Origin of the sequence: Sutterella wadsworthensis 2_1_59BFAA, assembly GCF_000297775.1 — a bacterium.
Classification (GTDB): Bacteria; Pseudomonadota; Gammaproteobacteria; order Burkholderiales; family Burkholderiaceae_F; genus Sutterella; species Sutterella wadsworthensis_A.
Map to the genome: position 1 here is coordinate 246,446 of NZ_JH815516.1, position 19,325 is coordinate 265,770.

A 19,325-nucleotide genomic window follows, 5' to 3' on the forward strand; every position below is an offset into this window, starting at 1 on the left:
CTAAGGGTTGGTCAGGGACCGCTCAACTCGGTCGGACCCTGAAGCGCAAGGACGGAGAATAATTCCGTTGATTTCGACTTTGATTGATGGTACGATCGAGAATCTCGATTGTGCATGTGAGGCTACGTAAAACGCTTGTCCCTAGGTCGTTTTTGTGTGGATCGAAAGTACGTTCGCGATCGAAGGTTCGGGAAATCTCTAGTGTTCCGAACACGGGAAAACCCGTCCCGTCCTTTTCCGTTTCCGAGAGGAGCTCTTCATGTTCGACTTGAAGCATCTTCAGGCCTTCGTGGTTCTTGCGGACCGCATGCATTTCGGGCGCGCGGCGAAGTTGCTTGGCATCAGCCAGTCGACGCTCAGCACGCAGATCAGACTCCTTGAGGAGGAGCTCGGAGGAGCGGTTGTCAACCGCTCGAACCGAACGATGGCGCTGACGCCTCTTGGTGAAACCTTCCTTGCAGACGCGCAGCGCATCCTTGCGATGGCCGAATGCGCGAGGCACAACGCCGACGACATTCTCAACGGCACCGCTTCGACGCTTCGCGTGGGCGTATGCGCCGCCACGATTTCCTCGGGCCTTTTCGGTACCGTTCTGCGTGAGGCGCGCTCGCGCTTTCCTTCACTCACGATCATTGCCGAAGAGGCGCCTCCCGCTACGCTTGCAAAGCGCCTGGCCGAAGGTTCGATCGACGTGATGATGAGCATCACTTTCGGCGTGAGGTTCGATGCGCCTGTCGTGATGCAGACGATCGGACGCTGTCCGCCCGTACTCCTTGCTGCCGCTGACTCGCCCTGCATCACCCCGGACGGACAACTCAACATGGACGTCCTGCGTCATAGCGACTTCATGATCTTCGAGAGCCGTCATGACTCGCCCTACGTGGTCGACAATGCACTCGGCTTCACTCCGAAGGCCGTCATCAAGCTTTCGTCCCTGCGCCTCATCATCGAATACGTGCGTCAGGGGATCGGCGCCGCCATCATCCCTCAGACCGATTTGCCGATTGCCGGCGACGGCATCCGCCACGTCGTCCTCGACGACATCGTCATGGATGCCTCCGTCGTGAGGCTCGCTGAAAGCAACGGATCGATGGTCAAGGCCTTCGTTGCCCTTGTCGCCGAAGTGAAGGAACGGCGGCTCTGGTTTCGCAGGGGGTGTCCTGCCGTCGATGCCTCCATATGAGCCTGCGTCGGGAGTCTTTTCCGCGCGCATGCACGCGATGCATCAACGCATGGATTTTCGCCTCGAGCAAAACCCCAAGGGGATTTCCCGAGGTTTTGCATTTTCTGCAAAGAGGCCTTCCCGTTTCTGAAGACTGCGCCTCCGAATCCTCCTATGGTTCGGCGATGGTCGCATCCGTACCATTTTCTGCATCGTGAGGGGCGGAACGCCGGTTCCGCCTCCTCGATCCGTCAACGGGCGTGCGCCGCACTGATGCTCGGCACGCCCTTCAGCAAGTCAGAAAAGGAGTCCAACATGCTGACGAAGCGCGTCTTCATTGCCTCGATGCTCTCGATGGCCGTTACCGCCGCCCTGCCCCTTCGGGCGCTTGCCGCAGGCGGTCCCTCGGGTCCGAAGGTCAAGTACCAGGTCCAGGGCCTGCTCGGCGAGGTGGTCGTCAATCCGTACCGCATCGCGCCGCTCACCGCCATCATCCGCAACGGCGGCTACGTCGTGACCGACGCGACCGTCCGCATCGTTCCCAAGCCCGAAGGTCAGGAGATCAAGTACAAGGTGAGCGACGTCGACCTGCTCACGCACTCGGGCATTCCCGTTTTCGGCCTCTACGCCGACTGGGTCAACACGGTCGAGGTGAGCTACACGCGCACCACCAACGGCACGAACCCGAAGTCCGAAAAGATCACTGAAAGCTACCGCATCTACTGCGGTCCGGCCTATGCGCCGAGCAATGGCACGACCGCTCAGAAGAGCGGCCTCTTCAACACGAAGGTCATCAAGGTTGAAAAGGGTTTCGAGGACCGCCTCTACCTCGTCAACAACATTCTCGATCACTATCCGCAGGCCGAGCGCGCCGTGTGGAACAACCCGACGGGCGGCTCGCTCGAATGGGGCGGCTATCCGCAGGTCGGCATCATCGACACAAAGGGCGAGCTGCGTTGGTACCTGCATGCCGAGCCGATCTTTGATGCGAGCTCCATCTATCAGGGCGGCGTCATGATGGGCTTCCGCCAGAACGACGACGGCATGCTCACCTGGGGCTACGGCCAGCGCTACGCCAAGTACGACATCATGGGCCGCGAGGTCTTCAACCGCCGTCTGCCCGAAGGCTATGACGACTTCAGCCATGCACTCGAACCGATGCAGAACGGCAACTATCTCGTTCGCGTCTCGAGCGCCAACTACAAGCGTCCCGACGGCAGGAACGTTCGCACGGTGCGTGACGTCATCATCGAGGTCGATTCGGAAGGACGCGTCGTCGACGAATGGAACCTCAACAACATTCTCGATCCGTATCGCAGCACGGTCATCAAGACGCTTGACCAGGGCGCCGTCTGCCTCAATATCGACGCCAAGCTCGCAGGCCACACGATGAGCGCCGAGGAGCTGGCCGCGATCGACAAGAGCGACAACTTCGGCGACATCCTCGGTACGGGCGCGGGCCGAAACTGGGCCCACGTCAACTCCGTGGACTACGACCCGACCGATGACTCGATCATCATTTCCTCCCGTCACCAGTCCGCCATCGTCAAGATCGGCCGCGACAAGAAGGTCAAGTGGATCGTGGGCTCCCATGAAGGCTGGACGGGTGACTTCGCGAAGAGGCTCCTCAAGCCGGTCGACGCTTCGGGCAACCCCATCGAGTGCGACGAATACTACAACGTCTGCAAGAAGGACTTCGACTGGACCTGGACCCAGCACACCGCATGGCGCATTGATGCCAAGTCCGACAAGCGCTGGTTCTACCTTTCCGTCTTTGACAATGGCGACGGTCGCGGCATGGAGCAGCCCGCTCTGCCCGATATGAAGTATTCGCGCGCCGTCGTCTACAAGATTGACCAGAAGAAGATGACCATCGAGCAGGTCTGGGAATACGGCAAGGGCCGCGGTCACGAATGGTTCAGCCCGGTGACGTCTCTGACCGAATACCACAAGGACAAGGATTCCGTCATGGTCTACTCCGCCACCGCAGGCATGGCGGGCGCCATGGACATGCGTGCGCCCTCGCCCTTCATCAACGAATTCAAGTGGGGCGCGAAGGAGCCCTCGGTTGAAATCCGAATTCTTGATGCCATGGGCTATCAGGCCATGCCGTTCGACGTTCAGAAGGCCTTCTCGGCAGCCAAGTGACGCCCTGGCCCGGCGTCTTGCCTTGCCGGACGGTCGGTCGGCTCTTGTCTCCGTCCGACCGTCCGGATTTTTCTGAGAATCCAACCTTTCCATCCCCTCAGTTCAGGGACCTTGTCATGCTAAGAAAGACAATCATCGCCGCCGCCTTGGCTGCGGCTTCGCTGGCACCGGCGGCAGAGGCCGCCGACGTGCGGATGTACGGCATCATCGACACAGGTATCATCGTCGAAAACAACCGAAACGGAGTCAACGGCACGGAGTGCACGGCTCGCGAAGAGTTCGGCGTCAACCTCGGACCCCGCGTGGGTCTTGTCGCCAACGAGGACCTTGGCAACGGACTCAAGGTGAAGATGCAGCTCGAAAGCCTCTTCGAGTCCGACAACGGCGCCATGCGCTTCAATCGTCTCTTCGGCGGCGAGTCATCTCTTGCCGTCATCGGACGCTTCGGCGAGTTTGCGGCCGGCCGCATGGGTGCTCTGACCTCTCCGTTCGGCCACTGGGGCATGTTTGGCCTTGAAGCGACCCCGTTCGGGTTCGGATGGGGCCGAGCGGGCGGCGTGCACTGGATGCAGGGCGGCGACCGCCTTGACAACGCACTTTCCTGGGCGAGTCCCGAACTAGCTGGCGGGCTGACGCTCTACGCCCAGTATTCCTTCCAGACGGGTTCCAACCCGGTGCCCGGGGGTGAGGAGGCGGATACGGAGGACAACAACCGCCGCGCCGCACTTGGCTTCAAGTACCGGACGCCGAAGGTGACCTTCGCGGGCACTGTCGACAGGATCATGCATCCTGCACCCGAGACGGGCGCGAGCTGGTCGGGGGCCAGGGATTCGACGCTTGCGAGCCTCGCCGTCAACTTTCTTGTGGCCGACAACGTGCGCCTTTATGTTATGGGCCAGATGTTCAGGGACTTCTACACGGTTCCCGGAACGCCCGTCTACACGCCTTTATCGCTCATCGGAAGCAACAATCTTGCGGACGAGAATGCGCGGGGCGTGAGCGGCAGGGGCTTTGACGGCTATGTTCTTGGCCTCAATGCAAAGATCGGTCTCTGGGGCGGCGATCTGATGCTCACCTCCGCCTACGATGACATCGAGTACAAGGGACACGTCAAGGCGGGCGCAGAAACCGGCCTCAAGCGCTGGCTGCTCGGCGCAGCCTACGAGTACCCGCTCAGCAAGCGCACGCATCTTTACGGCGCCGCCAACTGGACCCACGGCTCGGGTCTCTTTGATTCGGACAATTTCGAGGATACCAGCGATCCGAACTCCGAACAGGTGATGTTCGGCATCACGCATTTCTTCTGATGAGGAAGTCACGCCTTGTTTGGGCACGACGCCCTTCGATAAAATCGAAGGGCGTTTTTATTCATGCCTTGGGGGTCAGAACGATCATGAACGGACGAGGATCCGGTCTTTCAGGCGAGCAGATTGAGTTTCTGCTCCTTCTTTCGCGAACGCATTCTTTGACGAGAACGGCCTCGGCGCTCGGTCTGAGCGTTGCGACCGTCTCTCGCATGCTCGGCGCTGTTCGCGAGATCTTCGATGACGAACTCTTCGTACGCTCGGGCAACTCCATGGCGCCCACGCGACGAATGACGGCGCTCGTGCCCAAGCTAGAGCGCGCCCGCGCCGTGATTGAGGATCTCGTCAGCGAGGAATATTTCGATCCGGCCAACATCCACCGCGTATTTCATTTGATGATGAACGACAATGCGTTCGTGACGCTGCTTCTCAAGGCGCTTCCCGCCATCCGCAGACGCGCTCCCGACATTCGCATCCGCGTCATGCCGCCCGACGGCAGTCTGATCGAGCATCTCAGAAGCGGCCGGCTCGACCTCGCCTTCTTTTACGATCCCGACGGCAATCCGCTCCCCGCCGACATTCATGGTCAGCAGCTTTTCGCGTCACGACACGTCGTTGTCGTGAGAAACGACCATCCCCTTGCCTCCTGCCCCGGTCCTGTATCCGAAGAGGAGGTCCGCGCCTACCCGCTTGTCTCGCTCAGGCTTCCTGACTATCGAGGAGAAAGCACCGTCGAGGTGATGCATCGAACCGAGATCACAACGAATGCCGGCATCTATGTTGAGACGCCCTATTTTGTGACGCTGCCCTTCGCGCTGCTGGAGAGCGACGCCTACGCCGTCATGACGCGGGAGCTCGCAGAGCGTTTTGCAGCCTGGATGCCGCTCAAGATCCTTGACGTGAAGCTCGACCCTGACTCGCCGCTTCGCGAACGCTGGAACCCGACGGTCATCTGGCACTCACGAAGCAATGACGACCATCAGCTACAGTGGCTCAGGGCCGCGATCGTCGAGTGCTTTCAGGAGAGGCGCCGGAACGGAGAGGAGTCATGAAGGACATGCTCGGAAAATCAGGCTTTGACGTCATTGGCGACGTGCACGGGCACGCCGCGTAGCTGACGATTCTCCTCAAGTGCATGGGCTATGAGGAGACGAACGGCGTCCTGCGCCATCCCGAAGGCCGCCGCGCGGTCTTTCTCGGCGACTTCATCGACCGCGGGCCCGAAATCCGCCGCACGCACGAAATCGTGCGCGGCATGGTCGAGGCGGGCTCGGCGCTCGCCGTCATGGGGAATCACGAACTCAATGCGCTCCATTTCACGACGCCCGATCCCGTTCTCAGAGAGGAGGACGGCGGACCGAAGTGGCTGCGCTCGCACAGCGAATCGCACAGGCGCCAGTTCGTGGAGACCGTGAGGCAGCTCGGCCCTGACCTTGAGGCCTGGCTCGCCTGGATCCGCACGCTTGCCGTCTGGATGAAGACCTTCGACTCCGAAGGCGTCGAGCTCCGCTTCGTGCATGCCGCCTGGATGGAGACGAAGATGAGGCGCCTCTGGGAGGAGCCGACGGACTCGGGCGAATTCTGCTTTACGGGTCCCTTCGAGGCGCCCGTCCTGACGCAGGCCGGGCTCGTCGACTTCGGGCGCAGGAAGGATCCGGTCTCCGGCAAGCCCGCGCTCGGCTGGAAGTCCAAGGAGAAGTTCCTCACGGGACCCGAGAAGGGACTGCCTGCGGGCGTCTCTTATCTCGACAAGGAAGGCTGCGAGAGAACGTCGATTCGTGTGAAGTGGTGGAGGGATCCCGCACCCCCTGACGGTGCCCGCTCTTCCCGATTGATCCGGCGGGCGTGAAAAAGGCGGCGACAGAAGATTCTGCGCCGCCTTTATTCAACTCAGGCAGGGAGCTGCGTCATGCGAACGACTCCCTGCGCAGGTCGGAAGGATCGTCAGAAGCCGTAGCGAACGCCGATGGTGGCGCGCCATTCCTGATCGATGATGCCGCCGGACGTGCGTTCGACGTCGGCCCAGAGGTAGGTGGATTCGGACAGGTTGAAGTTGGCGCCGATGCCGTATTCGAACCAGGTGTCCTTGCCGTCCTGCTTGAGCGAGTTGGTGTTGTCGCCCGTTCTGGCGTAGATTTCCCGGTCGCCCAGGAATTCATGAACGGCGGAGGCGCGCAGCCAGACTTCGCCGCGGTTGTTCGGGCAGGTGAAGCCCGTTGCGAAGCCTGCGCGACCGATCAGGCTGTCGAAGTCGCCGATCTCGTAGGTGGCGGCGTTCACGCCGTTGCTGAGCGTCAGGTCTTCCGCACCCGCGTGCGTGTAGGTGGCCTCGATCTGAGGTTCGATCCAGACGGTTCTGGCGAGGTCGAAGCGCCAACCGAACTCACCCGAGAGGCTTGTCGTGACCGTGTCGAGGTCGCCCTTGTAGACGCTGTCGATCGTCATGTCGTTGGAGGCCTTGGCCACGCGGGCCACGACGTCGGCGAACATGCCGTTGTCGCCCATCCAGACGCCGTAGGCGGCCAGACCGAAGGCGTCCATGTCGGCTTCGCCGCGCGCGAAGTCGGTGTCGGACCAGGTGTAGCTGGCGGCCACGCCGAAGCGCACGCCGTTGTCGAGCGGCATGGTGTCGAAGCCGGCCTGGAACGTATTGAAGTCGTTCTTGAGGCCCGCGTCGGATTCGAGCCTGCCGCCGTCATAACGGGCCCAGACGCCGTTCTTGCCGCTGGACGAACGAAGATCGCCCATGCGCTTGCGCACGTCGTTCATGAGAATGCGGTTGAGCGAAAGCGAGCTTGCGGCAGCCAGATCGAGCGTGTCGCGAATGAGCGTGTTGGTGCCGACCGAAGCCGTCGAACCGTCCTTGTTGAAGGTGATGTCGGGATTGACCAGGCCTTCCTTGACGTGGGCTTCGACCGTGGTATTGTCGCCCGTCTGGATCTGCGCAAGCGCCTGCTTGGCGAGCGCCTCGTCGACGACGTCGGCGTTCTGGACGAGGTCGACGTTGAGGTCGGCCTTGACATCCTGATTTCCAACGGTGAAGCTGCCGAGCGTTTCGGCGCCCGCATCAAGACGGATGGTGGCTGCGGAATTTTCGGCGAGTTGCTTGGCGGTGACGTTGTGGTTGTTGAGGTCGACGACGCCGCCCTTGAGGGTGAGTTCGGACACCTTGCTGTCGCCTTCGGCCTTCCAGAGCGCACCGTCGGAGAAGCCGAGCTTCGTCGTGCCGGTGTCCCCCGTGGTGACGGCGCCCGTGAGCGAGGAACCTGCGCCCTTGAAGTCGGCCGAAACCGTGGCTGCCCTGGCGAGGATGTCGCCGTCGACGACGGTCGTGCCGTTGCTCTCAAGCTTGATGGCGCCCTGCAGGCCGTTGACGGCATTTGCACTGCCGCCCTTGATGTAGATGGACTTTTCCGCCTTGATCGTCACCCCGCCCGTATTGGCGGAGGAGACGCCGTATTTGTTAGTGCAGGCGATGTCGACCGTTTGAGCGTCGATGCTGACGGTGCCGGTGGAGTTGGCGGCAATGCCGTTGCTTCCCCTGAGGACGAGGTCGCCCGCGTCAATGGTGATCTTGCCCTTGCCTTCCGCATGAATGGCCCACGGGCCCGTGATCGTCAGCTTCTTGGGTGTCTTGATCGTGATTGAAGGGGTCGCAAACTCTTTCTCAATCGGCGTGAAGATGCCGTTCGTGGCGCCCTGAATGCTGATGTCGTTGGCTGCGTTCAGGTCGAAGACGCCGTAGGCGTCAATGCCGTTGTATGTGGTGTTCGTGATGGTGATGTCGGAGGCGTTGATCTTGGCGCCGTACTTGCTCAGGCCGTCAACCGTGTACGATTCGTTAAGAGCGTCAGAAATTTTGTGTCCATGGGATAATCGGAGCCCGCCAATCGGGTGCATCCAATGAACACGAATACCAAACGCAATTCTCGTAAGAAGTCCACCAACCCCCTCGATAACCATATCGACCAGTACGTTTCCGAGCTTCGAGCATCGGGCCGCCCGCTGGGCCCCGAAGCCTTCTCCGAGGCCGTCCGTACCTTCTCCCAACGCTTCGTCGAAGCCATGCTGCAGGGAGAAATGGATGCCCATCTCACAGGCTGTCAGCCCACTGAAACGCCTCCTGAAGAGGTCGCCGCTGACGAGCTTCCCCAGCTTTCCAACAAGCGCAACGGCTTTAGCCACAAGACCCTGAAGACCGAGTTTGGTCCTCTGCCGCTGAGCGTTCCGCGCGACCGACAGAACACTTTCGACCCGATCATCGTGCCCAAGCACAGCCGCTCGTTCGGCAAGATGGACGAGCAGATCATCGCCATGTACGCCAGGGGCATGAGCACCCGTGACATCCAGGCCTTCATCGACAACCTCTACGGGGTGGACATCAGCCCCGACTACGTCAGCAAGGTTACTGACAGAGTGCTTGAGGACGTCCGGGAGTGGCAGAATCGCCCGCTCGCAAGTGTGTATCCCGTCGCTTTCTTCGACGCCCTTCGAGTCAAAATCCGCAGCGGCGCAGCCGTAAAGAACATGGCTGTTCATCTCGGGATTGGTGTTCGCACGGACGGTACGCGTGAGGTTCTGGGCATGTGGATCGCCGAGAACGAGGGCGCAAGCTTCTGGGCGAGCGTGTTCAACGGGCTCAAGGCCCGAGGCGTGGAGGACATCCTCATCGCCGTTACGGACGGCCTGAAGGGCATGACGGAGGCTCTTGAAACCGTGTATCCGCAGACCCTCCACCAGACCTGCATCGTCCACCTTATCCGCGCATCCACCTCATTCGTCTCTCAGAAGGACAGGGCGGCCGTATGCAAGGAGCTGAAGCCCATCTACCAGGCAGTGGATGCCGACGCTGCAGAACGCGCTCTGGAGCGTTTTGGAAGCACGGACATGGGCAAGAAGTATCCAGCCATCATCCAGATCTGGGAACGCGCCTGGGCGCAAGTGATCCCGTTCTTCCAGTTCCCGCCAGAGATCCGTACACTGATCTATACGACCAATGCGATTGAAGGGCTAAACCGCGCTGTCAGGAAGGTGATCAAGACGCGCACTCTATTCCCTAGTGAGGACGCAGCCCGGAAGCTGATCTACCTGGCTATCATGAATTTCACGACCTCCTGGAAGCGTGCTACAGCCAGGTGGTCTGCTGCCATGCCTCAGTTCGCTCTGCTGTTTGGCGAGCGCTTTACAGGTGCCATGGAGTAAGACAAGGGGTATGATTAGACTACCCGCGCTATCGCATCAGGTCTGGCATACTGCATCACAAAAAACAAAGGGCAGCCTCGTTGGGCTGCCCCTGGAATAACCTCCCCAGACACAGAAATCCTGACACTCCCGATTCGTTGGGCTTGTCAAAGGCCACGAGATCTCCTGCTGTTGCAACGGCGGACATGGCGCCGAGAACGGCCAGCGAAACGAGAGACTTCATGTACATGCAGATCCTCCTTTGAGTCAGGTTGGTTCAGGGGCGGACACGGGCGAATCCGTTGTTCTCCGGAAATCGTGCAGTCCGCGCACTCTTCCGGTATAGACGCAGGGAGGCCTGAATGCAATGGAAAATTGCGCTCAGGATTGAAGGTGTCGCCCAAAAGCGACACAAGAGGTGTTTTTTGCCGAAAGCTGTCCGGAGGCGCTCCGCGGGCGGCGCGGTGCGTGGCGAGGGTTCCCGTCGGAAGGTCTTCGCGATGCGGGCTACAATTCGGAATGCGTTTGATGCTTCAGGGAGGCCTTTTCATGCGTTGGCAGGATCTTGAGGAAAGCTCGTCGGTCGAGGACCGCAGGGGCATGGGCCGCTCGGGAGGCTTTCGCACCCGCGGCGGCATTCCGCTTCGCGGCAAGACGGGGCTGGTCGTCGTGATCGTGGTGCTCGTGGCGGGCTACTACGGGATCGACCTCACGCCTTTGCTGACGGGAGAGCCCTTCCCCGTCGAGACGCAGACGACGGCTTCGGCGTCCTACAAGGGCACGGCAGCCGAGGAGGAGCTCGCGAAGTTCTCCCGCGTTGCGCTCAAGACGACGGAGGACGTCTGGACCGAGATCTTCCGCGCCACGGGCGAAAGGTATCCGCACCCGAAGCTCGTGCTCTACACGGGCAGCACCTCGACCGCCTGCGGCTACGGCCGGTCGGCGATGGGCCCCTTCTATTGTCCCGCCGACAGGAAGGTCTACCTTGACTTGAGCTTCTATGACGACATGCAGAAGAAGCTCGGCGGGGGCGGCGACTTTGCGCTCGGATACGTGCTCGCCCACGAAGTCGGGCATCATGTACAGACCGTGCTCGGCATTTCCGAGCAGGTTCAGACGCTCCAGCAGCGCGTGACGAAGAAGGAAGCAAATGCGCTCCAGGTCAAGATGGAGCTTCAGGCTGACTGCTTCGCGGGCGTCTGGGGGCATTTCATGGAAAAGCGTGGGATTCTTGAGGCGGGTGATCTTGAGGAGGCGCTCAAGACCGCCACGGCCATCGGAGATGACCGCCTGCAGAAGGAGGCCACGGGCCGCGTCGTGCCCGACAGCTTCACGCACGGGACCTCGCTCCAGCGCCTCAACTGGTTCAAGAAGGGCTTCAAGAGCGGCAATCCCAATGTCTGCAACACCTGGCAGGCGGACAAGCTCTAGCCTTCGACATTTTCATCTGCCTTTCGGGTCCGCAGGCCTTCTGACCGCGGGCCCGATTTGTTTTCAGGGAGATGGGCTCGGCGAGAGGGCGATTCCAAAAATGGAAGCCTGAGGCATTGCAAATGTTTCGCCGTGTGGCTTTGCGGGACGCGGAGCGTCAAGGCGCGGTAGGATGAAGGCATGAGGCTCCTCATGCGGCGCAGCGTGCCGCAGGGAGCGACCGAATGCCCGTGACGACAGGAGGAAAGCCATGCAGAGAAGAACGATGCTTCTTGCGCTGCCCGCAGCCGCCCTTGTGCTCGCAGGATGCGCAGGCAGTCCCGCGACGCCCGAGGAGGCCGCCGCGATCGAGAAGAAGGCCATGAGCGAGGGGATCGACAGGCAGATGATGCCTCTCTTTGTCAACACGTGGCTTGAGCCCGTGCCCGCCCAGTTCGGCAGGCAGCAGGGCTTCATCCTTGACGAGGACGGCTCGGCCGAGTCCGTCAACATGGCGACGCTCGAGTACGAGAGCTGGCAGGTTGCAGACCGAAAGCTCACCCTGAGGGGCAGGAGCATCGGCAACGGTGGGACCTTCCCGTTCGAGGAGGTCTGGAACGTCGTGATGGTCTCGAAGAAGAAGCTCGTCCTTCAGCGGGGCGGCGTCTACAAGACCTACTGGGCGCCGGTTCGAGAGGAATAGACGCAGGCTTTTGCGAGGAACGCCTCTTTTGTCCGAAGAGGAGGGTTCAGGGAGCGCAGGCGGCTGCAGAAATGCGGCCGCCTGTTTTTCCATGGGCGTCAGAAGACTTCGCCGTTGTCTTCGGGAAGCTCGAGCGCGAACGTCTCGAGGTCTTCGCCGGGATGTCTTGCGGGAAGCTCGGCCTGCCATTGCCGGGGCCAGGCGTCGTCGGGCACGGGGAGGACTTCGTTCGGGTCGTCGTAGGCGTGCTTCGGATAGCGGGCGAGATGGAGCTTCTGTCTGGCGCGCGTCACTGCGGTGTAGAGCCAGCGGAAGTAGTCGGCCGAGGATCTCGGTCCCGTCCATGCGCAGTCGACGAAGACGTGCGGCCATTCGCCGCCCTGGGACTTGTGGCAGGTGACGGCGTAGCCGTAGCGGACGTGAAGCGCGTTGACGAACGGGTCTTCGGCGAGCGCGTCCTGCCAGTCCTTCGTGCCGCGCCTGAGCCTCGGGAAGCGGTTCTTGAAGTCGGCCATGAGGGCGCGAAGGAGAAGCGTCATGTCGGGCAGGTCGTCGGGCTCGAGCTGGTTGAGAAGGATCATGCAGGAGACCTCGAAGCACTCGCCCGTATTGCCGCGAAGCCTGAGCGTGACGCTCTGGAACTCAAGGTCGAGGTTCACGAGGCGCCTGCCCTTCCCTGCGGGGCCGGTCTTCACGCGGAAGGAGACGCTGCGCCTGGTGCGCGCTCCCGTGCGGAGCACCTGGCAGAAGTCGCCGTTGCAGATGAATTCGCCGTGCATGTGCGTGTTGAGGATTACCATGAGCTTGTCTCCCGCGGCGAGCTCCTCGACGCCCGGAAACTGCAGCCGCCTGAAGGCGCGGTTGAGCTGCTGGGCGCGCACGTTCGTCTGCGCGATCATGACGGCGTCGCGCGTGATGCGCCGTCCCATGACCTCCCAGCAGAGGCGCGCCATGTCGCGCGCATCGATCCGCTCTACGTCGGGAACGTCCGCAGGAAGCCTTGGAAGAGCGTACGTCTTGTTTTTGAGTCCCGTTCGGAGCGCAGTCGCGAGCGCGAGAATTCCCGAGTCCTGCTTCTGGCGGACGATGTCGGTGAGCGTGTGCTCCGAGGGCTTCAGGCCGAATTCCTCCTCGAGGTGCACGGGAGAGAGCGCGGGCGAGACGGTCATGCCGACGGGCGGGAGCTGCGCGGCGTCGCCCACGAACAGGATGTGCCTGCGGTGCGCGCAGGGGGCGTCCTCGAGAAAGTGCAGGAGGTCGGCGAGAAGGCGGCCCGAGCCGAACTGCAGGAGCGGATTCTGCGTCTCGCGGTCGGAGACCATCGAGGCCTCGTCGACGACGTAGACCGCGTCGAGTTCGTCCGTGTTTGACGTGAGGTCGCTCACGAGCGTGAAGTCCTCGTCGTCGGGATCGTCCCGGTCGCGGGGCGAGTAGAGGTGCGCGTGGATGGTCGAGGCGCTGCGGGACGTTCTCGTCGAGAGCACCTTGGCCGCGCGGCCCGTGGGCGCCATGAGGTGCACGGAGCGGTTGACGGCCGAAAGATAGTCGACGACGCCCTTCATCAGGAAGGTCTTCCCCGTGCCCGCATAGCCGCGAAGTATGAAGATCCGCGCATCGTCGTCGTCAAGAAACGCCTGAAGCTTCGGAACGAGCGAGGCCTGACCGGGGGTGAGCCGCACGCCTTCGAACATGCGCGAGAGCGTCGGATTCTTGATGTGGATTCCGCCCGCCTCGTCCGGGTCCGCCTCTTCGGCCGATCCGCCTGCATTGCTCGCGTCCGCAGGCGCGCCCTGAACCCAGGAGCGCGGGACGCGAAAGCGCTCGCCGTGCTCGTCCTCAAACCAGACCCAGCGGTCGTCTGCTTCGGGCGCGGGCGCAGCGGCGGCGACGGCGCCCTCAGGCGGACTGATGAGCGCAACGTTTCCTTCGGCAGGCTTCGGATGCGGCATGACGGTCTCGCTTCGCAAGCCCTGCGAAGCGCATCTCCTCTCGAAACGGCGTGTGGCGGAAAAGCAACACGAACGGCGGTTTTTCTGGTTCTTTATTCGGAGGAACCCTGATGGAGAACACCCAACTAGTGGGGACTTTCGATGGAGGCTTACCCTAAGTTGGCACAGTCGGCGCGTCTTAAGGCAGGCTTAATGGACTAGGATTCACTCGAACAGGGCGCTCGGCCCCCATGAACCATTCGCCCCTACAGGAGATTTTAATGACAAATTTCAAGACGCTTGCCGCCCTGATGATGACCGCCCTCATGGCTGCGGGCACCGCCTCTGCCGCCGACGGAAAGTTCGGTGCCGACCGTCATGCGGCGATGGGTCTCACCTGCGAGACCTGCCACGGCCCCGACAAGGCTAATCCCGCCACGCCCGACATCAAGACGTGCACGCAGTGCCACAACACGAAGGACCTCGTCGAGAAGACGAAGGACGTCAAGCCGACGAATCCGCACGTCTCCCCGCACTATCAGGACCAGCTTGACTGCACGAACTGCCACTACATGCACGGCGAAACGGAGAACTTCTGCGACCAGTGCCACCAGTTCGGCTTCAAGGTGCCCTGAGGCGCTGAAAGGCATTGACAGGCATCGCTTCGGGCCCGGATTGACGGGACCGTCCCTCGAACGCCCGATGATTTTCACCGCGTCCTGACGGCCGACCAGCCGCAGGACGGCGGGAGCCTCCGCCGCACACGGAGGTCCGCCCCGCGACCATCACTCATGAAAAGGAGTATCAGCATGACCAACCAGTCCCGCCGCCAGTTCCTCAAGACCGGCGCCCTCTTCGGCGCAGCCTCCGCTGCCGCCGCCGTCTCCGCTCCCGCCTTCTCGACCGAAGCGCCGCAGAAGTGGGACGAAACTACGGGTCTTCTCATCGTCGGCACCGGCTTTGCCGGCTGCGCCGCCGCCCTCGAGGCGCACTACCTCGGCGCGAAGAAGGAGGAGATCATGCTCGTCGACAAGATGAGCACGCCGGGCGGCAACTCCATCATCAACGGCGGCGCCGTCGCGGCCGCCGGCACCGACATGCAGGAAAAGGAAGGCATCAAGGACTCCGCCGACCTTCTTTTTGCGGACATCATGAAGGCGGGCGGCGGCCTCTGCCATCCCGCCCTCGCCCGCCGCATCGCCGATGAATCCGTCGCCAACTTCAAGTGGCTGCGCGACGACATCGGCGTCCAGTTCAAGGCCGTAACCTACCACGGCGGCCACTCCGTCAAGCGTTCGCACGCCGTGACGAACAACTCCGGCTCCGGCTTCATTCTTCCGATGCTCGCCAAGCTCAAGGAATTCGGCATTGAGCCGCGCCTTCGCTTCATCGTCGACGAAATCATCGTCAACGACAAGAAGGAAGTCATCGGCGTCAAGGCCCGCCAGGGCTATCGCTTCGGCCGCGAGAATTCCGGCAAGGTCCTCTACGTGCGCGCCACGAAGGGCGTCCTGATCGCAGCCGGCGGCTTCGCGCAGAACGTCAAGTACCGCATGAGCCAGGACCCGCGCCTCACGGACAAGTTCACCTCCACGAACCATCCGGGCGCCACGGGCGAAATGATCATGCAGGCCCAGGAAATCGGCGCCAACACCGTCCAGATGGACTGGATCCAGCTCGGTCCGTGGACCTCGCCCGATGAAAAGGGCTTTGGCGTGGCTCCGCTCTTCGTCGAGTCCTGCGTCGGCCTCGGGCCCATGGTCGACCCGGCCACCGGCAAGCGCTTCATCAAGGAAACGGGCAACCGCAAGGTCCGCGCCGACGCCATCGTCGCCATCGGCCACCCCTGCGTCATCTACACCTGCGAAGCCAACGTCATGAACGCCATCGTCGGCCACAACATGACCGACAAGCTCTGGGAGCACGCCCTCAAGACCGGCGTCGTCAAGAAGTTCGACACGCTCAAGGACCTCGCTGCCGGCTACGGCATCGACTACGCGACGCTCGAGAAGACCAATGAGACCTTCAACGGCTACATGAAGGCCATGAAGGACCCCGAGTTCGACTGCATGTTCTTCAAGGGCGCCAGCGTCAACGACAAGGGTCCCTTCTACGGCGTTCGCCTCTGGCCGCGCGTCCACCACTGCATGGGCGGCCTTGAGATCAACGAGCATGCCCAGGTCATGTCCGTGCGCGGCACCCCGATCAAGGGCCTCTATGCCGCCGGCGAAGCCACGGGCGGCGTCCACGGCATGGTTCGTCTCGGTACCGTCGCCGTTGCCGACTGCATGATCTTCGGCCGCATCGCAGCCCGCGATGCCTTCAAGAAGGCCTGATCCCGGTCAACGCCTGAAGATGCGCCCTGCGAGCGGGAAGCCTGAGACCTCCCGCGTGCAGGGATCGACGGGCGTTTCGTCCGGTCGGACGCGGCGCCCGTTCCCGCCCGAAAACGGCGGAAGGAATGCCGGAGGTCAGGCGGGAATTAAAGAGAACAACAAAAGTACTCGTTGATACTGTATTATTCCGTCCTGCCCGCAGGAGAGGCGAAGCGCCCTCCTGACTCAAAGCGCATTCCGCTTTTCAACCCATTAGGAAATGAACATCATGATGAAGAAGTCTCTTCTCGCCCTTTCCGTGGCCGCTGCGGCTATGGGCGCCCAGGCCGCTGACGTCCAGGTCTACGGCCTCATCGACACCAGCCTCTCCTTCGTGTCGAGCGACGCCGACATTGCCGGCCACGACCGTGTGAACTCCTTCTCGATGGAGAACGCAAAGGAATTCGGCTCCCGCTTCGGTCTCAAGGGTTCTGAAGACCTCGGCAACGGTTACAAGGTGGCCTTCGTGCTCGAGTCCGGCATCAAGTCCGACGACGGCAGTCTCGACCAGGGCGGCAAGCTCTTCGGTCGCGAAGCCCACGTCGACCTCGTCGGTCCGTTCGGCAAGCTCTCCGCCGGCCTGATGCCCGTCTTCGGCAGCACGCTCGGCGCCGACGGCCTCTTCCGCGCCATCGACCCGCTCTTTGCGAACTACACGAAGGCCTTCGGCTCCGGCCACGTGACCGCCTCCTCCTGGACGCGCGTCGACAATGCGCTCAGCTACGTGACCCCGACCGTTGCGGGCTTCACGGGCTACGCCATGTACTCCTTCAAGAACGACTCCTCCAAGGGCGGCGTCGAAGGCCACGGCGGCGAATCCGACCGCTACGCCTCTCTCGCCGCACGCTACAAGGCCGGGGCTCTTGAGGCCGTGCTCGTCGCCGACACCACGATGTACGGCACGTACCGCACTGGCACCGCCGCCAGCAAGGATGACGGCTGGACCGTCACCTTCGGCGGCAACTACACGTTCGACGGCGGCGTCAAGGTCCTCGCCTTCACGCAGTTCTTCGGCGACCAGGAGCTTCCCGCCTTCCGCGGCGGCGTCGGCACCGACGGCATCATGGCCGTAACCGGCGGCAAGGGCTACGGCTTTGTCGACGGCTACGGCGTGAGCCTCGGCGTGAACGTGCCCGCCATGGGCGGCGTCGCCAAGGCCCAGGTCGCCTACCGCGACATGGACAACAAGGACAACGTCGACTTCAAGCGCGTGATCGCCGCCCTCGGCTACGACTACGCCCTCTCCAAGCGTACCGCCGTCTACGCCATGACCGGCTGGTCTCAGGAGAAGGTCGAGAACGGCACGACCGAAGCCAAGCCCAACGGCTACGAGTTCACGACCGGCATCGTCCACCGCTTCTGATGAGAGCCCGTGTTCCTCTTCCCGGGGAACGCGGTTTCTCCCAAAAGGGCTCGTTCTTCGCCTTCCCTTTGTATATACAGAGGGGAAGCGGGGCGGGCCCTTTTTTCGGGTTTACCTCCTTCGTCCCTTGTCGTCATCCGCCCTATGGGGCCTGTCTTCCGGATTGCCGTCCGGACGGGCGTTTCAGATGGTTTTCCCTTGGAAACCTCAGGTAAACGCCGATGGCGGTTTCAGAGGGTGCCGCCTAAAATATGCGCCCTGAATGCCGGTCTTTCTCCCTTTCGGGCCGGCGCATTTTCTGAGGACATCCAAGATGTGCACTTCCGTCATTGTCGGAGAAAAGGCCACGGCCGACGGCTCCTTCCTTCTTGCCCGCAGCGCTGACAGCAGCGCCCTCAAGGCCCAGCACTTCGTGATTCACGAAGCGCGCGAATGGCCCGAAGGCTCGATGTACCGCACGCAGGACCACAAGGGCGCCACCGCCTTCGAATGGCCCCAGCCCGCCCACAGCATGCGCTTCACGACCGTGCCGAACTGGCAGACCCAGCTCCACGGCGCCGTGGGCTTCAACGAAGCGGGCGTGGGCCTCACCGGCACCGAGTCCATCTTCGCCCGCGACGACGCGCTCGCGATCGACCCGTACAACAAGGCCTCCGGCATCACCGAGGACGACATTCCCGACGTTCTGCTCTCCCGCTGCACGACCGCGCGCGAAGCGTGCGCGCTTCTGGGCCGCATCATCGAGGAGGCCGGCTGCGGTGAAGGCTTCGGCGTCGGCTTCGTCGACAGCAAGGAGGTCTGGTACCTCGAGACCGGCACGGGCCACCAGTGGATCGCCCACCGCACCCCGGCCGACAAGTACATGGCCACGGGCAACCAGGGCCGCCTGCGCGAATACGATCCGGAACGCGAGGACATGATGGGCTCGCCCACGGTCATGAGCTGGGCGAAGGAGCACGGCTTCTGGAACCCCGAGGAAGGTCCCTTCGACTTCGCCGCCGCCTACACCCGCAACGACGAGCGTGACCGCGTCTACAACGACCCGCGCGTCTGGATCATGCAGAAGCACCTCAATCCGTCCGTCGAGCAGCCCGTCGACGATGGCCGCAATTTCGAGGTCTATCTCACGCCCGAAAAGCCCATCACGGTCGACGATCTCAAGGCCCTGATGCGCAATCACTACGACATGTCCGAGCATGACCCGTACCAGTTCGGTCTGCGCGGCGACGAGCCCTGGCGCCCGATCAGCGTGTTCCGCACGTACGAGTCCCACATCATGCAGGTCCGTCCGTGGCTCCCGCAGGCCATCGGCTGCCTGATCCACCTCGCCTTCGGCATGGCCGACCTCTCCGTCTACCTGCCGTTCTACCAGGGCCTCGAGGCCGTTCCCCAACACTACGGTTGCGGCACGGACCACTGCGACCGCCGTTCCGTCTACTGGAAGTTCCGCAGGCTTCAGACGCTCGTCATGACCGACTACGCCGGCCTCGCCCCGATGGTCAAGACCGCCTTCGCCAAGTTCGAGGCCGACCTCGCCCCGCGCATGGCCGCCTTCGAAGCCGAGTTCGTCAAGCTTCATGCCGAAGACGAAAAGGCCGCCGCGAAGCTCCTCAACGACTTCAATCTCCGTGTTCTCGCCGAAGGCGAAGAGCTCTGCGAAACGCTTCTCGACGACTGCTTCACGAAGCGCACGACCGACATCCAGGAGGCCGTGTACTTCCGCAACCGCAAGGCCAAGGACTGATCACCGG

At 62.3% G+C, this 19,325-nt stretch carries 15 protein-coding genes; 12 read left to right on the top strand and 3 right to left on the bottom strand.

What is annotated here, in order from left to right; translation table 11 throughout:
* Positions 1-259: 259 nt before the first annotated feature.
* From HMPREF9465_RS06870 to HMPREF9465_RS06890, 5 genes are all read left to right on the top strand, one after another.
* On the top strand, positions 260-1,183 hold the full coding sequence (locus tag HMPREF9465_RS06870; protein WP_005435405.1) for a LysR family transcriptional regulator: 924 nt from the start codon (positions 260-262) through the stop codon (positions 1,181-1,183).
* 294 nt (positions 1,184-1,477) lie between these two features.
* Positions 1,478-3,310 carry an aryl-sulfate sulfotransferase gene (locus HMPREF9465_RS06875; RefSeq protein WP_005435407.1) on the top strand — a complete coding sequence of 611 codons (1,833 nt, stop codon included), beginning with the start codon at positions 1,478-1,480 and terminating at the stop codon, positions 3,308-3,310.
* Between the two features lie 116 nt (positions 3,311-3,426).
* Positions 3,427-4,617 (top strand): porin, encoded by a 1,191-nt coding sequence (locus HMPREF9465_RS06880; RefSeq protein ID WP_005435409.1) that lies wholly within the window; start codon positions 3,427-3,429, stop codon positions 4,615-4,617.
* A gap of 86 nt (positions 4,618-4,703) precedes the next feature.
* Positions 4,704-5,666 (top strand): LysR family transcriptional regulator, encoded by a 963-nt coding sequence (locus tag HMPREF9465_RS06885; protein WP_005435411.1) that lies wholly within the window; start codon positions 4,704-4,706, stop codon positions 5,664-5,666.
* An 83-nt stretch (positions 5,667-5,749) separates the two neighbouring features.
* Positions 5,750-6,463: a metallophosphoesterase gene (locus HMPREF9465_RS06890; protein ID WP_005435413.1), complete on the top strand. Its 714-nt coding sequence runs from the start codon at positions 5,750-5,752 to the stop codon at positions 6,461-6,463.
* Positions 6,464-6,558: 95 nt separating this feature from the next.
* Here HMPREF9465_RS06890 and HMPREF9465_RS06895 read toward each other — a convergent pair whose 3' ends face one another.
* Entirely contained in the window at positions 6,559-8,514 is a 1,956-nt protein-coding gene (locus HMPREF9465_RS06895; RefSeq protein ID WP_005435414.1) for an autotransporter outer membrane beta-barrel domain-containing protein, read from the bottom strand.
* A 3-nt stretch (positions 8,515-8,517) separates the two neighbouring features.
* Here HMPREF9465_RS06895 and HMPREF9465_RS06900 point away from each other — a divergent pair, with 3 nt between their 5' ends.
* A complete protein-coding gene (locus HMPREF9465_RS06900) occupies positions 8,518-9,816 on the top strand; it encodes an IS256 family transposase (protein WP_005433166.1) in 1,299 nt (432 codons plus the stop codon).
* 55 nt (positions 9,817-9,871) lie between these two features.
* On the opposite strand, the gene HMPREF9465_RS13220 is transcribed toward HMPREF9465_RS06900, so the two are convergent.
* Positions 9,872-10,045, bottom strand: coding sequence for a hypothetical protein (locus HMPREF9465_RS13220; protein ID WP_005435416.1), 174 nt, complete (start codon positions 10,043-10,045; stop codon positions 9,872-9,874).
* Positions 10,046-10,344: 299 nt separating this feature from the next.
* Between HMPREF9465_RS13220 and HMPREF9465_RS06905 the strand changes: the two genes are divergently transcribed.
* Positions 10,345-11,226 carry a neutral zinc metallopeptidase gene (locus tag HMPREF9465_RS06905; RefSeq protein ID WP_005435417.1) on the top strand — a complete coding sequence of 294 codons (882 nt, stop codon included), beginning with the start codon at positions 10,345-10,347 and terminating at the stop codon, positions 11,224-11,226.
* Between the two features lie 250 nt (positions 11,227-11,476).
* Positions 11,477-11,908 (top strand): lipocalin family protein, encoded by a 432-nt coding sequence (locus tag HMPREF9465_RS12395; RefSeq protein ID WP_005435418.1) that lies wholly within the window; start codon positions 11,477-11,479, stop codon positions 11,906-11,908.
* Between the two features lie 98 nt (positions 11,909-12,006).
* On the opposite strand, the gene HMPREF9465_RS06915 is transcribed toward HMPREF9465_RS12395, so the two are convergent.
* The gene (locus HMPREF9465_RS06915; RefSeq protein WP_005435419.1) at positions 12,007-13,857 is read right to left on the bottom strand and encodes an ATP-dependent DNA helicase; all 1,851 of its coding nucleotides are present in this window, start codon (positions 13,855-13,857) and stop codon (positions 12,007-12,009) included.
* Between the two features lie 260 nt (positions 13,858-14,117).
* Here HMPREF9465_RS06915 and HMPREF9465_RS06920 point away from each other — a divergent pair, with 260 nt between their 5' ends.
* The 4 genes from HMPREF9465_RS06920 (at position 14,118) to HMPREF9465_RS06935 (ending at position 19,318) form a co-directional block, all read left to right on the top strand.
* Entirely contained in the window at positions 14,118-14,471 is a 354-nt protein-coding gene (locus tag HMPREF9465_RS06920; protein ID WP_005435420.1) for a cytochrome c3 family protein, read from the top strand.
* A gap of 174 nt (positions 14,472-14,645) precedes the next feature.
* Positions 14,646-16,172, top strand: coding sequence for a flavocytochrome c (locus tag HMPREF9465_RS06925; RefSeq protein WP_005435421.1), 1,527 nt, complete (start codon positions 14,646-14,648; stop codon positions 16,170-16,172).
* 268 nt (positions 16,173-16,440) lie between these two features.
* Positions 16,441-17,574 carry a porin gene (locus HMPREF9465_RS06930; protein WP_005435422.1) on the top strand — a complete coding sequence of 378 codons (1,134 nt, stop codon included), beginning with the start codon at positions 16,441-16,443 and terminating at the stop codon, positions 17,572-17,574.
* A gap of 313 nt (positions 17,575-17,887) precedes the next feature.
* Positions 17,888-19,318, top strand: coding sequence for a C69 family dipeptidase (locus HMPREF9465_RS06935; RefSeq protein ID WP_005435423.1), 1,431 nt, complete (start codon positions 17,888-17,890; stop codon positions 19,316-19,318).
* Positions 19,319-19,325: the final 7 nt, after the last annotated feature.

Excerpts from the sequence above, each read along its gene's own strand:
- HMPREF9465_RS13220 (WP_005435416.1), bottom strand. The coding sequence starts at position 10,045 with ATGTACATGAAGTCTCTCGTTTCGCTGGCCGTTCTCGGCGCCATGTCC.
- HMPREF9465_RS06935 (WP_005435423.1), top strand. The coding sequence starts at position 17,888 with ATGTGCACTTCCGTCATTGTCGGAGAAAAGGCCACGGCCGACGGCTCC.
- HMPREF9465_RS06895 (WP_005435414.1), bottom strand. The coding sequence starts at position 8,514 with ATGCACCCGATTGGCGGGCTCCGATTATCCCATGGACACAAAATTTCT.
- HMPREF9465_RS06890 (WP_005435413.1), top strand. The coding sequence starts at position 5,750 with ATGGGCTATGAGGAGACGAACGGCGTCCTGCGCCATCCCGAAGGCCGC.
- HMPREF9465_RS06875 (WP_005435407.1), top strand. The coding sequence starts at position 1,478 with ATGCTGACGAAGCGCGTCTTCATTGCCTCGATGCTCTCGATGGCCGTT.
- HMPREF9465_RS06880 (WP_005435409.1), top strand. The coding sequence starts at position 3,427 with ATGCTAAGAAAGACAATCATCGCCGCCGCCTTGGCTGCGGCTTCGCTG.
- HMPREF9465_RS06870 (WP_005435405.1), top strand. The coding sequence starts at position 260 with ATGTTCGACTTGAAGCATCTTCAGGCCTTCGTGGTTCTTGCGGACCGC.
- HMPREF9465_RS06925 (WP_005435421.1), top strand. The coding sequence starts at position 14,646 with ATGACCAACCAGTCCCGCCGCCAGTTCCTCAAGACCGGCGCCCTCTTC.
- HMPREF9465_RS06885 (WP_005435411.1), top strand. The coding sequence starts at position 4,704 with ATGAACGGACGAGGATCCGGTCTTTCAGGCGAGCAGATTGAGTTTCTG.
- HMPREF9465_RS06930 (WP_005435422.1), top strand. The coding sequence starts at position 16,441 with ATGATGAAGAAGTCTCTTCTCGCCCTTTCCGTGGCCGCTGCGGCTATG.
- HMPREF9465_RS06900 (WP_005433166.1), top strand. The coding sequence starts at position 8,518 with ATGAACACGAATACCAAACGCAATTCTCGTAAGAAGTCCACCAACCCC.
- HMPREF9465_RS12395 (WP_005435418.1), top strand. The coding sequence starts at position 11,477 with ATGCAGAGAAGAACGATGCTTCTTGCGCTGCCCGCAGCCGCCCTTGTG.
- HMPREF9465_RS06915 (WP_005435419.1), bottom strand. The coding sequence starts at position 13,857 with ATGCCGCATCCGAAGCCTGCCGAAGGAAACGTTGCGCTCATCAGTCCG.
- HMPREF9465_RS06905 (WP_005435417.1), top strand. The coding sequence starts at position 10,345 with ATGCGTTGGCAGGATCTTGAGGAAAGCTCGTCGGTCGAGGACCGCAGG.
- HMPREF9465_RS06920 (WP_005435420.1), top strand. The coding sequence starts at position 14,118 with ATGACAAATTTCAAGACGCTTGCCGCCCTGATGATGACCGCCCTCATG.